Annotated in this window: 9 protein-coding genes and 2 tRNA genes; 4 read left to right on the top strand and 7 right to left on the bottom strand. The window is 67.6% G+C overall.

What is annotated here, in order from left to right; genetic code table 11:
• Window positions 1-259 precede the first annotated feature (259 nt).
• Window positions 260-1,474, bottom strand: a complete 1,215-nt coding sequence (locus QUW25_RS08135; RefSeq protein WP_289511707.1) for an iron-containing alcohol dehydrogenase — start codon at window positions 1,472-1,474, stop codon at window positions 260-262.
• A gap of 258 nt (window positions 1,475-1,732) precedes the next feature.
• Between QUW25_RS08135 and QUW25_RS08140 the strand changes: the two genes are divergently transcribed.
• The gene (locus QUW25_RS08140; protein WP_289511708.1) at window positions 1,733-2,779 is read left to right on the top strand and encodes a tetratricopeptide repeat protein; all 1,047 of its coding nucleotides are present in this window, start codon (window positions 1,733-1,735) and stop codon (window positions 2,777-2,779) included.
• The gene (locus tag QUW25_RS08145) at window positions 2,776-3,735 is read left to right on the top strand and encodes a hypothetical protein (RefSeq protein ID WP_289511709.1); all 960 of its coding nucleotides are present in this window, start codon (window positions 2,776-2,778) and stop codon (window positions 3,733-3,735) included. The genes QUW25_RS08140 and QUW25_RS08145 overlap by 4 nt, the downstream gene beginning before the upstream one ends.
• A 104-nt stretch (window positions 3,736-3,839) precedes the next feature.
• On the opposite strand, the gene QUW25_RS08150 is transcribed toward QUW25_RS08145, so the two are convergent.
• The 5 genes from QUW25_RS08150 to mazG form a co-directional block, all read right to left on the bottom strand.
• Window positions 3,840-3,915, bottom strand: a tRNA-Glu gene (locus QUW25_RS08150).
• A 39-nt stretch (window positions 3,916-3,954) separates the two neighbouring features.
• A tRNA-Leu gene (locus QUW25_RS08155) sits at window positions 3,955-4,039 on the bottom strand.
• Window positions 4,040-4,058: 19 nt separating this feature from the next.
• The gene (locus tag QUW25_RS08160; protein ID WP_289511710.1) at window positions 4,059-5,072 is read right to left on the bottom strand and encodes a Ppx/GppA phosphatase family protein; all 1,014 of its coding nucleotides are present in this window, start codon (window positions 5,070-5,072) and stop codon (window positions 4,059-4,061) included.
• A 2-nt stretch (window positions 5,073-5,074) separates the two neighbouring features.
• Window positions 5,075-5,650 (bottom strand): hypothetical protein, encoded by a 576-nt coding sequence (locus QUW25_RS08165; protein ID WP_289511711.1) that lies wholly within the window; start codon window positions 5,648-5,650, stop codon window positions 5,075-5,077.
• 91 nt (window positions 5,651-5,741) lie between these two features.
• Window positions 5,742-6,596, bottom strand: a complete 855-nt coding sequence (gene mazG, locus QUW25_RS08170; protein ID WP_289511712.1) for a nucleoside triphosphate pyrophosphohydrolase — start codon at window positions 6,594-6,596, stop codon at window positions 5,742-5,744.
• 281 nt (window positions 6,597-6,877) lie between these two features.
• On the opposite strand from mazG, the gene QUW25_RS08175 reads away from it, so the two are divergent.
• Window positions 6,878-8,827: an acyltransferase family protein gene (locus tag QUW25_RS08175; RefSeq protein WP_289511713.1), complete on the top strand. Its 1,950-nt coding sequence runs from the start codon at window positions 6,878-6,880 to the stop codon at window positions 8,825-8,827.
• Window positions 8,828-9,015: 188 nt separating this feature from the next.
• Here QUW25_RS08175 and mfd read toward each other — a convergent pair whose 3' ends face one another.
• Window positions 9,016-12,459, bottom strand: coding sequence for a transcription-repair coupling factor (gene mfd / locus QUW25_RS08180; RefSeq protein ID WP_289511714.1), 3,444 nt, complete (start codon window positions 12,457-12,459; stop codon window positions 9,016-9,018).
• Window positions 12,460-12,878: 419 nt separating this feature from the next.
• On the opposite strand from mfd, the gene QUW25_RS08185 reads away from it, so the two are divergent.
• A complete protein-coding gene (locus QUW25_RS08185; protein WP_289511715.1) occupies window positions 12,879-13,931 on the top strand; it encodes a hypothetical protein in 1,053 nt (350 codons plus the stop codon).
• Window positions 13,932-14,095: the final 164 nt, after the last annotated feature.

Genomic DNA, 14,095 nt, shown 5'->3' on the forward strand with positions numbered 1-14,095 from the left:
GCTGGGTGTATCCGCCGCTTATGCCAGGTGTATCCGCCGGGTGTATTCCCCAGGTGTATCCGCCACTTTCGCCAGGTGCATTCCCCCGAATGCACCTGGCGTTCTTTTGCCGTGGGCACAATGCACCTGACGCGTTTTTCTCGCCGCCCGTGCATACACCTGGCGCACGGCCAAAATGCACCCGGTACAAAGCGGGCACCAAAAAGGGCCGGAACCCCAGCGGCTCCGGCCCTTCCTGCACGTATGCGAGAAGCGCAGATTAGAAGTCCACGTCCACGTCGTTGTAGACGCACTCGAGGAGCTTCTCCATCTCCTCGGGCGTGGGCTGGCGCGGGTTGGAGCCGGTGCAGGCGTCGCCGATGGCGTCAACGGCGATGCGGCTCTTCTTCTCCTCGAACTCGGCGTAGTCGATGATGGACTCGTCGGCCTTGACGCCGCCCTTGCCGTAGTTCTTGATGCCCTGCGGGATGTCGATCTTGTCGTTGAGGTCGCGGATCATCTGAACGAGCGCGGCAACGAGCTCGTCCTCGGTCTCGCCGGCGAGGTGGAAGACCTCAGAGGCGATGTAGGCGTAGCGGCTCTTGGCGCGGGCGTCCTTGGCGTTGAACTGGATGACCTTGCCGAGGTACATAGCGTTGGCGCAGCCGTGGATGATGTGGTCGCCGGTGAAGGCGGCGCCGGTCTTGTGCGCCATGGAGTGCACGATGCCGAGAAGACCCGAGGAGAAGGCGATGCCGGCGATGCACTGGGCGTCGTGCATGTGCTGACGGGCCTCCTTGTCGCCGGCGTAGCTCTTGGGCAGCCACTCGACGATCTCGCGCATGGCGTAGAGGGCGTTGGCGTCGGTGTAGGCGGAGCCGGCGGTGGAGACGTAGGCCTCGATGGAGTGGGTCAGGGCGTCCATGCCGGTGTGCGCGCAGAGCTTGGCGGGCATGGTGTAGGTGAGCTCGGGGTCGACGATGGCCACGTCGGGCGTGATCTCAAAGTCGGCGATCGGGAACTTGATGCCCTTGGAGTAGTCGGTGATGATCGAGAAAGCCGTGACCTCGGTGGCGGTGCCGGAGGTGGAGGAAATGGCGCAGAAGTGGGCCTTGGTGCGGAGCTTGGGCAGGCCGAAGACCTTGCACATGTCCTCGAAGGTGGTCTCGGGGTACTCGTACTTGATCCACATGGCCTTGGCCGCGTCGATCGGGGAGCCGCCACCGATGGCGATGATCCAGTCGGGCTGGAACTCGGACATCACGGCAGCGCCGTTCATGACGGTCTCGACGGACGGGTCGGACTCGACGCCCTCGATCAGCTTGACCTCGAAGCCGGCCTCCTTGAGGTCGTTCTCGACGTCCTGAAGGAAGCCGCCGCGGCGCATGGAGCCGCCGCCGGTGACGATGACCGCGCGCTCGCCCTTGAGGTTCTTGACCTCGTGGCGGGCGCCCTCGCCGAAGTACAGGTCACGCGGATTGGTGAAACGTCCCATAACACTCCTCCAATTCCTTTGCCGCCGCCACCGCGACGGATTTAATGTGTGCCGAGAAGTGCGTCTTCTCGGTCGGCTCAAGTATAGCGAAACGCCCCGGCAACACTCGGTTCTTTTCCGGGGCCCACCCGCGGGCGCGACAAAGATGATGACAGCCAACCCTGTCACCTTTGTCATCATGACAATGGTGACAGGGTTGGCTGTCGTCATCCGCTCCTGCTGTTGCGTCGGGTACCATAGGGAGCGAGAGGAGACCACATGGCGCACGACCCAAAGCGAGAGGACTACCTGAGGCTGAGCCTTCGCTACGCGCTCGAGCTTGACGCGGCGGACACGGCGTCCGCGGCGCGCGCGTTTGCGACGTTTGGCCGCCGCTTTGCGCGCGAGCGCGACTCGCTCCCCCAGTCCGACGCCGACCGCGCCTTTCACCTGGTGGCCCTAGCCACCAAGATCGTTGACTACCAGCTGCCGTTTGCCGCCGAGCCCGCGGCCGAGCAGCTCATCGCCCGCGGCCGCGCCCTCCTTGAGGAGGCCGTCTCCCTTGACCCCTCGTGCTGGGACGCCCACCGGATGCTCTCGGCCTCGAGAAGCACCTCGGTGGACGAGCGCTACCGCTACCTCGCCGAGCAGGTCGAGGGGGTCCGCGTCGCCTGCGAGGCCGAGCGCGACCAGGCCGTCGAGGACTTTGGCGGCGAGCGCGCGGCCCTGGGCGCCACGATCGCCATGCGCCCGTACTGGCGCTGGCTCGCCTCGATGGCCGAGGACGCCCTCATCTGCGGCCGCAACCACGACGCCATCAACGCCGCCGAGCGGCTGCTCTCATCCGACCCGAGCGACCTCTCGGACGTTCGCTTCACCCTTGCCTACGCCCTCGCCAAGCTCGAGGACGAAGGCGGCCTCGAGGAGCTTGCGCGCCGCTACGAGACCATCTCCCCCGCGCGCCCGGCAAACGACGCCTGGCTTCTGCTCGCCCGCTGCTCGCTCGCCCACAAGCGCTGCGACTACGCCGCGGCGCGAGCCGTCGTGCGCCAGCTCCTCGAGACGTACCCGGGCTGCGGCTTCATTCTCATCAGGCAGGGCGAGCTGCCCGACGGCGAGTTCGCGCGCCTGCGCGTTGCGCCCTACAGCGAGGACGAGCTGGTCCTCGCGGTGAGCGAGGGCGTGGTCCTGCTCCAGGAGGGCAACGACCGCGGAGGGCGCGGCGTCTTTGGGTCGTGGCTCGCGCGGACGGTTGCCGAGCTGGACCCGAGGTCCGCCGAGGAGGCGGCGAGAATGGCCAGCGGCGAGGGGGTGCAGGGCGCGTGAACGCATGGGACGAGCTGATCTGGCGCTGCGCCGACCGCCGACGAAAGGAGATCGGGCCCCTCTCCGACCAGGCCTTCGAGGAGCTTCTCCTGGCCGTGCGCGAGAACCCCGAGGCGTTTGTCGACCACACGCCCGAGCGCGCGCTGCTCTTCATGGCCCGCGCGCTGGACGCCTACCGGGAGAGCTGCCGAAACGACGATCTTCTCGACGACGAGTCCTTTGAGCGGCAGCGCGCCGCGCGCCTTGCGGCGCTCCACAGCGCCTGCCAGCGGGCGCGCGAATCCGACGAGAGCTCGCTCGACGCCAACCTACTCGAGGTCCTCTCGCAGGACCCGGCGCCCGACCGGCTCCTCGACGTGCTCCTTGAGCTCGAGAAGGACTTCTCCTCGGACGAGCCCCCCGAGGGAGACGCCTGGGACGATATCTACTACCGGCCTCACCTGCGGCTTCGTGCCGTCGTGGCGCGCACGTGCCTTGACACCGCGCACTACCGCATGGCCCAGAGCGCGGCGCTCTCGGTGATGGACGCCACGCCCGCTGACCCCCTCGGGGCCCGCCACACCTATCTTCTTGCCTGCGCGCGGCTCGAGGACGAGCCGGCCTTTGACGCGGCCTGCGCGCGCTACTCGCACCAGGAGAGCGCGTGGTCGCACCTCGCGCGCGTGCTGCTGCTCTACAAGCTGGGCCGCATGAGCGCGGCGCGGCGGGCGCTCAGGGGCTACGACGAGCTCTGCCGCGGGGGCGCCTACGCCCTGCTGCGGCCCACCTACGTGGAGATCTACCTCCCCGACCGGCCCGACGCCGCGCCGTGCAGCTTTGAGGAGTGCCTGATGGCCGTGCGCGAGGCGGAGCCGATCATCGCCGACGTGCCGGACTTCATCGGCTGGTGCCAGGGGTTTGACTGGCTCGTCTCGTCCGCCGCCCGCTTTGCCGAGAGAAACGACCTCGACTGGTAGGGCGTCCACTTTGTACTGGGCACATTTTGGACATTTGGACGCCCGGGGGGGCGACAAAAGAAACGGCCCGGCACGCGCGAGGCGATGCCGGGCCGGTCAGGTCGTGGTGCCCCCAACGGGAGTCGAACCCGTGTTACAGCCTTGAAAGGGCCGTGTCCTAGGCCACTAGACGATGGGGACGCAGGGCAGAGTATATCAGGTGTGCACGCTAGTCGCATCTGGTAGGGGCGGTGGGACTCGAACCCACAATCCTTTCGGCCGAAGATTTTAAGTCTCCTGCGTATGCCAATTCCGCCACGCCCCCACAGGCGACAAGGACCATCCTAGCTCAGCGGGCGCATCGTTGGCTTCCAGATCACCGGGGAATCCGCCCGGCGCAGCGTGGCATCCGCGGCGAGCGCAAGGCCAAAGAGCAGGTCGGATTCGCTCGCCGTGAGGCTCGCGAAACCGGTCTGCGTCATGAGCTCGGAGATGGCCACCGCCCCGCCCAGCATGACGGGCGCGCGCTTAGGCTGAAGGCCCGGCAGCGCGGCGCGCTCCTCCACGGTGAGGCCGGCGAGAAGCGCCTCGAGCTCGTCCACGCGCTCGCGCGAGAGCGAGGCGAGGTGCACCCGGGACGAGTCGTAGGGCTCCAGGCGCTTGTCGATGGCAACGAGGCTCGTCACCGTGCCCCCGCAGACAACGAGCACCTCGGGCGCGTCGTCGGCGGCGCCGGGCGCCCCCGCGGCGGCGAGGCCGCCCTCCGCCACGGCGGGCGCAAACCCCTCCGCGGCAAAGGCATGCGCGGCGGCGAGGTCTTCCTCGGAGGGAAGCTCGCCGCGCGAGAGGAACTTCTCGGTGACGCGGCGGCAGCCCACGTCTATGGAGCGAACAAAGCTCAGGTCAAGCGTGCCGTCTTGGGAAAGCGAGCCGCAGGCCAGCTCCGTGGAGCCGCCGCCATTATCCGCCACGAGGATGCGGCGCCCGGGAAAGTCCTGCGCCACGCCGAGAAACGTCAGCGAGCCCTCGACCTCACCGGGAATGATGAGGGAGTCAAGACCAAGTGAGTCCAGTGCGGCGCCCAGCTCGCGCGCGTTCTCCGCGTCGCGCGCCGCGCTCGTGAGCGTGCAGCACACCGCGAGCGCCCCGGCCTCGCGCGCGGAGGCCACGTAGCCGCGGGCGCACGCGAAGACGCGCTCCATGGCCTCCTGCCTGAGGCGGCCCGTGGCGTCCACGCCCTCGCCGAGGTTGCAGATCTCGGAGTGCTTGGCAAGGCGCACCACGCGACCGCCCTCAACGTCGGCCACCGCAAGGCGGGCGGTCACGGTTCCGATGTCAATGCAGGCCAGACGTCCCATCGCTACTCCTCGCCCTGCTCGCTGTACTGGAAGATGAAGTCGGTGACGGCAAGGTACCACGGAAGGGGCTCATCGGCCTCCTCCTCGGGCTCGTCCTGGGCGGTCTCACCGTCCACGACGATGCTCTTCTCGCCCTCTCCCACGTAGCCCTTCTTGCGGGCCTCGTCCTTGATTCCCTCCTCGGTGAGCAGGGAGTTGACGTCGCTCTGGTACTGCTCGGTGGCCTTGTTCTCCTCGTCGAGCGTCTCCTGCAGGGCGGCATTGTCGCGCCAGGCCACGTAGAGGCCGCGCATGGGCCCGTAGAGGGCGACCAGGACCACGATCACGGCCACGACGGCAAGAAGCACCGTGCGAAAGCGGGTAATGAGGCCGGGGACGTCGAGCGAGGAGAGCGTGCCGAGGGCGCGGGCGCCCTTCTTGGCGGGGGCCGCCTTGGGCTTTGAGGCTGCCTTTCCGGGCGCCGAGGCGCGCCGGGCGGCATCAGCTCTCCCGCGCCGCGCCTCGCCGGCGTTGGCGGCGGCACGGCCGAGGGTGGCCTGCCTGCGCGTGGGCTTGCTCGCTGTGGGCTTGTTGCTCATGCCGTGTTTTCGTTTCTAGGTCGTTTTGGCTGGGCACGTGCGGCGCTGCGCACACCCTCAGTTATATCAGACGCGCTGCGGCGCCGGACCCTTAAGCGGGCTTCTCCTCCGCCTTCGCACGGTTCCAGAGCTCGTTCATCTCGTCCGTGCCAAGAGACCCCAGCTCGGTGCCCATCTCGGTCGCGAGGGCCTCCATGCGGGCCCAGCGTGCCCTGAACTTGCGGTTGGAGGCGGCGAGGGCCTCCTCGGCGTCTATCCCCTCCCAGCGCGCGACGTTTACGAGGGCAAAGAGCAGGTCGCCAAACTCGGCCGCCCGCTCCGGCGAGCCCGGGGCCTCGCCCTCCATCTCCGTACGCTCCTCGGCGACCTTCTCCCACACGCCGGCCTCGTCCGCCCACTCAAAGCCCGCCTTTGCCGCGCGCTTTGAGATCTTCTGGCACTGCATGAGCGCCGGGAGGCTGCGCGGCACGCTGTCGAGAAGCCCCTGGGGGCGCTCGGCCTCGCCGGCGGCGGCCCGCTCGGCCGCCTTGACCTCGTCCCAGATGTCCTGAACCTCTCCGCCGTCACCAGCCTCCGCGTGCTCGCCGAAGACGTGCGGGTGGCGGCGGACGAGCTTCTCGTTCAGGCCGCAGACCACGTCGTCGATCGTGAAGGCACCCTCGTCGGCCGCGATCTGCGCATGAAGGACCACCTGCTCCAGCACGTCGCCAAGCTCCTCCACAAGGTGCTCGCGGTCGTCCGTCTCAATGGCCTCCACCGCCTCGTAGGCCTCCTCGACCATGTTCTTGGTGATGGAGCGGTGCGTCTGCTCGCGGTCCCACGGGCAGCCGTCCGGCTGGCGCAGGCGCCACATCGTGCGCACGAGGCGGTCAAACTCGGGATGGGCGGTCGGCGCACCGGGGCGCGCGGCGGTCTCGGCGTCCACGCGGGCCGCGATCTGGGACATGGCTGCTCCTTCAACGGTTGGTCTATCTCACAAGATTCTAGCGCGGGGCGCGCCGAGAAAGACCTGGCGCCGCACCATCCCCGGGCCTAAGGCGGCGGGCCTTTCTCGGCGCGCCAGCGCAAACGTGGCACAAGAGCAGGCATTTCTCGGCATGTGGCCGGGGGCATGTTGCGAGTGACTGCAAATTCTTCTGGCATGGCCGCCGGCCCTTCCTGAAATGCCTACAATGAGCTTCTGGCTCCCTTTCAGTATTCGCCCCCCGTCGCCTTAGGGGTATTGATATGCAATCTCACCTTGACAACCAGGGCGCGCAGGACGCGCGCAAGCTCGGATCTTCGTACATCCCCGGTTTGGACGGCCTGCGCGCCATAGCGGTTCTCGCGGTGCTGCTCTACCACATTGCCCCCAACCAGTTTGTGGGCGGCTACGTGGGCGTTGACTTCTTCTTTGTCATCTCGGGCTTCCTCATTACCTACGGCATCCTCAGGAAGCTCCGCGGGCCCAACCCGTCCTTCTCGCTCAAGGAGTTCTGGCTCCGCCGCCTGAGGAGGCTCATGCCCGCCCTGGCCGTGCTGATTCTGGTGTGCGTGCCCCTGGGCGCCCTCATCTACCCCGAGCTCCTCGTGGGCGGAACGAGGCAGGTTGTTGGCGCGCTCACCTGCCTCACCAACTGGATAGAGATCTTCCACGGCTCCAACTACTTTGACCAGGCGAACCCGATGCTGTTCAAGAACCTGTGGTCGGTTGCCGTGGAAGAGCAGTTCTACCTCATCTGGCCGCCGATCCTGCTGCTTCTGGTCACGCGCAAGCACAAGTTCACGCACGCGCAGCTGCTGGGCATCGTGGGTGCGATCGCCCTGGCCTCGCTGGTGCTGATGGGCGTCCTCGCAAGTCCCGAGAACTACACGCGCGTGTACTACGGAACGGACACGCACTGCTTTGGCCTTGCCCTCGGCATCCTGCTCGCCCTCGTGTGGAGCAAGTCCAAGGGCCCGCACTCGCGGCGGTGGCTCTCCTCGCAGCGCTGGACGTGGGCGCTCGTTCCCGTGGGGCTGGTGGGCTTTGCCTCGCTCGTATGCCTCGTCCCGGACACCGCGCGCTTCACGTACCCGTTTGGCCTCTTCCTCGGGAGCCTCTTCAGCCTGATGCTCGTGACCAACGTTGTGGCAAGGCCGGGCGGCATCTTTGCGCGCGCAATGGAGCTCGCGCCCGTCCGCTGGATGGGAACCCGCTCGTACGGAATCTACCTCTGGCACTGGCCCCTGCTCATCTTTGGGCGCATCCTCGTTCCCACGGCGGTGGGGACGGTGGAGAACGTCGTTGTTGACGTGGTGTTTGTTCTTATCTCGTTTGTCATCTCCGAGTTGAGCTACCGCTTTGTGGAGGAGCCGTTCAGGCGGGGCGGCATCATCGCCTCGCTCAAGGGCATCCTCGAGCGCGCCCGCACCGGCTGGGGCGGAAGGGTCCTGGTTGCGGCGTTCCTCGCGCTTGTTGCGGCAACCGTGGTTGCCCTGGCAACGGCGCCCGAGAAGACGCAGCTCCAGCAGCAGATCGAGGCACTCCAGGCCCAGACCGAGCAGGAGCAGGCCCAGCAGCAGGAGCAGCAGGGCGAAGGCGAGGGCGAGCCCCAGGGCGAAGGCGACGGCGAGAAGAGCCCCGAAGGCGAGAACGACGGCGAGAATGGCGCCGAGGAGGAGCCCGAGGACGCCACCGCCTCGATTCCCAACTACAGCGAGGCAGACATGACCGGCATCCCCGACGGCTCCACCGTGACCGCCATCGGCGACTCGCTCATCTCGGGCACCTCCGACGGCTTCACGGCCGAGCTTGCCGGCATCAACTTCCTCGCCGCGCCCATCCGCCAGTGGGCGGACGCCGTTGAGGTGGTAAACGAGGGCCTCGAGCAGGGCCTCATTCGACAGAACGTCATTCTCGACTTTGGCACCAACGGCGGCGTGGCAGATGACGACCTCGTCTACCAGGTCATCGACGCCCTGGGGCCGGAGCGCCGCATCGTGCTCTACAACATCTACAGCCCCTCAACCTTTGTCGACGACGCCAACGCGGTCTACGCCAAGATCGCGGAGGAGTATCCCAACGTCCACATTGCGGACTGGCAGACCATCGCGCGCGCTCACCCCGAGTACCTCAACGCCGACAGGACGCACCCCAACATGACCGGCATGCCCGCCTTTGTGGACGCGGCCGTGACGGCGCTCGAGGAGTCGTAGCGCGGGACGCTCTTCTCGACGGCGCTTCTCGCGTGTCCTGAAAATCGGGGGTACGGCACGGGGCCGTTTGGGCGACCTGCGGTTTTCTCAATTCAGTGTCCTGAAAATCGGGGCCGTGGCACATCGGATCTGCCACGGCCCCGAATTTCAGGACATCCACGTAGCGCACGACAACCGAGAAGAACCCGCTACTCGGCGTCCTCCACCTCGTCGTCGCCGCCGATCTCCTCGAGCACGCCGAGCGCGGCCGGCATGACCTCCTCCTCCGTGCGGTGGAACGGGTAGGCCACCTTCTTGCTCTTGGGGTAGACCACGCCGCCGCGGGCCTTGAGCTTGAGGGCCACGGCGCGCGGCACCTCCAGACCCTGGTAGGCGAGGCGTCCGGCACCCAGGGAGACGCTCGTGCAGCCCAGGCGCTGCGCGCGGATGCGCACGCGGGCGCGGTCGAAGAGGTTGCGCCCCGCGAGCGGTAGCGCGCCGTAGCTGTCCTCGCAGTCCTTCTGCACGGCGTCCACCTCGGCCAGGTCCACCGCCGCGGCCAGGCGCCGGTACACCAGCACGCGCTTGTCCACGTCCGGCAGGTACTCTTCCGCCAGGAAGAAGTCCGCCGGCAGGTTGATGGTGACCTCGGCCTGCTCCACGTCGCGCGTCTCGCCGCGCGCCTCGGCCACGGCCTCGCCGAGCATCTGCGTGAAGAGGTCAAAGCCCACGCTGGAGAGGTTGCCGTGCTGCTCGGCGCCCATGAGCGAGCCCGCTCCGCGAATCTCGAGGTCGCGCATGGCGATCTTCATGCCGCTGCCCAGGTCCTGGTACTCGTTGATGGCCGTGAGGCGGTCCGTGGCCTCGGGCGTGAGCGGCTGCTCGGCCGGGAACATGAAGTAGGCGTAGGCCTGCGTGCGCCCGCGGCCCACGCGCCCCTTGAGCTGGTAGAGCTGCGCCAGACCCAGGCGCTGAGAGTCCTCGATGATGAGCGTGTTGGTGTGCGGGTTGTCGATGCCGCTCTCGATGATCGTGGTGGCAACCAGGACGTCGATCTCGTGCTCCTGGAAGCGCAGCATCACGTCCTCCACCTCGCGCGCGCTCATCTTGCCGTGTGCCACGCCCACGCGGGCCTCGGGCGCGGCCTCCATCACGCGACTCACGGCGTCGTCGATGGTGTGGACGCGGTTGCTCACGTAGTAGACCTGGCCCTTGCGCGCCAGCTCCTCGCGGATGGCGGCGGAGACGATGTCCGGGTCCCACTCGCCCACCGTCACCTTCACGGGCAGGCGCCCTGGCGGCGGCGTCATGATGAGGCTCATGTCGCGCACGCCGCTCATGGCCATCTGCATGGTGCGCGGGATGGGCGTCGCGGAGAGCGTGAGCACGTCCACCTGCTCGCGCATGTTCTTGAGCTGCTCCTTGTGCTGCACGCCAAAGCGCTGCTCCTCGTCGATGATAACGAGCCCCAGGTCATAGGGGTTAACGTCGGCCGAGAGCAGGCGGTGCGTGCCAATGAGCACGTCCACCGAGCCATCCGCAAAGCCCTCGAGCGCCCGGCGCTGCTGGGCCGGCGTCACAAAGCGGCTGAGCACGGCCACTTTGAGGTCAAACGGGGCAAACCGCGAGAAGAACGTCTCAAAGTGCTGCTGCGCCAGGATGGTGGTGGGGCAGAGCACCATGACCTGCTTGGCGTCCTGGCAGCACTTGAACGCCGCGCGCAGGGCCACCTCGGTCTTGCCAAAGCCCACGTCGCCACAGAGCAGCCGGTCCATGGGCCGGCGCGCCTCCATGTCCTCCTTGATGTCGGCGATGGCGGAGCGCTGGTCAGGCGTGAGGTCGTAGCGGAAGCTCGCCTCCATCTCCTCCTGCACGGGCGTGTCCTGCGAGAACGCGTAGCCCGGCACGGAGCTGCGGCGCGTGTAGAGGTCCACCAGGTCAAAGGCGAGCTTCTTGGCCGACTTGCGCGCCTTGCCCGTGGCGCGGGACCAGTCCGCCGTGTTGAGGCGCGTGAGACGCGGGCTGCTGCCATCCGGGCCCACGTAGCGCGTGATGCGGTCCACCTGCTCCAGGGGCACAAAGAGCTTGTCCTCGCCCGCGTACTCCAGCAGGAAGTAGTCGCGCTCGCGGCCGGCCACCTCCTGACGCACAATGGCCGAGAAGAGCGCGATGCCGTGCGTGGCGTGAACCACGTAGTCTCCCGGCTTGAAGGGGAAGGTCACGCTCGTGGGGTCCACGCGGCGCGCGCGACGGCGCGCCTTGGCGGTGCGGGACGTGAGGTCGGAGACCGAGAGCACGGCCAGGCGGGCGGCGGGGATCTCTATGCCCGCCGGCACGGGCGCGTCCGTAAAGGTGACCTGCCCCCGGGCAAGGGGCGGTACCTGCGGGTCGTTGTTCTCGGCGGCGGTTCCCAGGGACTCCACGAAGGGGATGTTCTCGTCCGAGAAGCGCAGCTCAAGGGACTCGCGCGCGCCGCGGTCCGGCACGGTGAAGAGGATGACCGAGCGGTCCTTCACGAGCTGGCGCACGCGCCCGAGGAGCTTTGAGTCCGAGCCCGCGATGCCGGGCTGGCGCACCGTGAGCTCGGCCGTTGAGGCGCCTGTGCCCGCGCGCAGCATGGACGAGAAGGACAGGCGTTGCTGGCTGCCAAAGTCCAGATCGCGCGGGGAGGTGTAGAGCCCCTCGAGCTTCACATGCGCGGCGTTGGCCGCTGCGACGATCTCGTCCGTCTCGCGCATGCAGTCGTCAAAGAGGGAGCGCGGCTCGGCAAGGACCACGAGCGTCTCCGCGGAGATGTGATCGAGCGGGCTGGCGGTGCGCCCGTAGAGCTGCGGCAAGTAGCGCTCGAGCGCGGGAGCCGCGGCGCGCTGGCGAATGAGCTCGAGGTCAGCGGCTACCTTGGTGCTCTCCTGGGCCGCCTTATAGAGCTGGCGCTCGGCCATGGCAACGGTCTCGTCCGTGAGGGCGAGCTCGCGGCAGGGCGAGACGGTGACCTCCCTGAGCTCGCCGATGGTCTGGCCCGTGGAGGGCACCATGCGACGCACGCGGTCGATCTCGTCGCCAAAGAACTCCATGCGCACGGGGGAGGTCGCCTGTGCCGGCCACACGTCGACGGTGTCGCCGTGCACGTGGAAGGTGCCGGGCGCGTCAACCTCGCCGGCATCCGTGTAGCCCATGCCCACGAGCAGCGCGGGCACGTCCTCAAAGGGGACCTCCTCGCCCACGGCAAAGGTGCTCGAGGCAAAGTAGCCGCTGCCCACGGGCGGCACGCGGCGCAGCAGCGCGTGGGCGGATGCCACGATTACGCACTTCTCGGCCGCGGCAAGGCGGGCCACGGAGCGGCAGCGCGTGCCCACGACGGCGTCGTCCGGCGCGCTGTCCTGCCAGGGGCGGTCCTTGCGCTCCGGGTAGCGGCCCACAACGTCCTGGCCGAGCCACGCCGCAAGGGCGCGCGCCGTGCGGTCCGCCGCCTCCTCGCCCGAGACCACGAGCAGGCACGGGCGTGGGTTTGCCGCCCAGAGCGCGGCGAGCACGAGCGGGCGCGCGGACTGGGCCACGGAGAGCGAGGCGTCGCTGCCGGCGGAGAGCTCGCGCACAAGCGGGGAGAGCTCCGGGGCGGAGAGCAGCTGGCGAGAAACGCGGTCGATGAGCATGGGCTTCCTCTACACGGAAATGCGCCGGCCCCAGCCTTTGGGGTCGGTGCGACGGGTGGTTCTTGTTGCCCCATTGTAGCGGCTGCGCGCTGGGTCGCGCGAGCTCGCGTTCTGCCGGCGCTTCTCGCCGCGTCGGAGCTTCTCGCCGCGTCGGAGCTTCTCGCCACGCCGATTTCAGTGTCCTGAAATACGGGACCATGGCACGCCGAGGCCGCAAAATGTCCTGAAATTTGGGGGTACGGCAGCGATTTGAGGCTCTCCTTCTGCCATACCCCCAATTTTCAGGACATGTGCGCCGGCCGAAAAACTCAAAATTCCGTTAACCTTGCACTTGCGTTGATAAATTTTTACGTTAGTATCATAGTATGGATATACTAATTTCTCATAACTCCGCTCTCGAGCTCATTCGCACGCAGAGGATGCGCCTGATCCTAGAGGACCCTCAGCGCTGCGACGCCTACGTCCCGAGCCTCGCCCCCAACGAAGACGAGCTCGCGGCGCTGCTGGTCTCCATAGATCCCCTTGCCCAGCTGACGCGGCCAATCGAGGTCCTTGTCTCGGACAGAGGGACGCGCCGGCGCTCCAAGCTTGTGAAAACGCGGTTTGTGGCCGAGCCCCTCCCCTCGCACTCCGCTATTCCGGTGGTGCCGGGCGTACTCTGCGTTGCCCCGGAGCACCTTGCGGTCCAGCTTGCTCCCCAGCTCACGGAGCTCGAGCTCATCGTGCTGCTCAGCGAGCTCCTTGGCACCTATGCCATTGCCCCGGGTCTTGAGGAGGGGATGTATCAGCGGAGCCGCCCCATAACCACGCGCGAGAGCATGGCCGCGCATCTTGGGGCGCTCCGGCTGCGCGCCGGCACCGCGGGGGTGCGGGGCGCCCTGCGTCATGCCTGCGTTGGCTCCGGCTCCCCGCGCGAGACCAAGCTCTCCCTGCGCCTTGGGCTCAAGCCGGCGCGAGGCGGATACGGCCTTGACGTGCTCTCCATGAACGAGCCGCTGGAAGTCGGGCGCATCCACAACAGGATGCGCGCGGGCGTGCGCAAGCCGGATATCCTGCTGCGCGCGCCAGCCCAGGCCATGCGCAACGGGCGGCCGCTGCTTGGCGCCGCGGTGGAGTACGACGGCAAGGACCACGCCAGCGAGGAGGCCCACGCGAGAGACGCGGAACGCCACAACGAGCTCACGGCCATCGGGCTTGTTGAGTACATCGTCACCAAGAGGCAGTATCGCGACCTGGCCTACATGGACGGGCTGGTGGATCTGATCAGGCGCGACCTCGGCACGCCCGCAAAACGCCTGACGCGCGCGGAGGCAACGCGGCTGAGACGCCTCAGGCAGCGTCTCTACGAGGAGCTTGAGCGCATCGACGGCGTTCGCTGGAACGGACGCGAGCGGCGACGAGCAGGACAGGACGGCTCGCGGCGCGATGATGGCCGCGACATCGTGCCCGTGGAGGCGTACTGCCTCGACTAGCGGGCCCGCCCGCGCTTCTCGCATCCTTGTGGTACTTCTCGCGTCCTTGGGCTCTTCTCCCAGCTTTTCAGTGTCCTGAAAAGCTGGGGTACGGCACATAGAGGCTGCAAAATGTCCTGAAATTTGGGGGTACGGCAGAGATTTGAGGCTTCCGTTGTGCCATG

This window comes from Thermophilibacter provencensis (genome assembly GCF_030372065.1).
Lineage (GTDB): Bacteria > Actinomycetota > Coriobacteriia > Coriobacteriales > Atopobiaceae > Thermophilibacter > Thermophilibacter provencensis_A.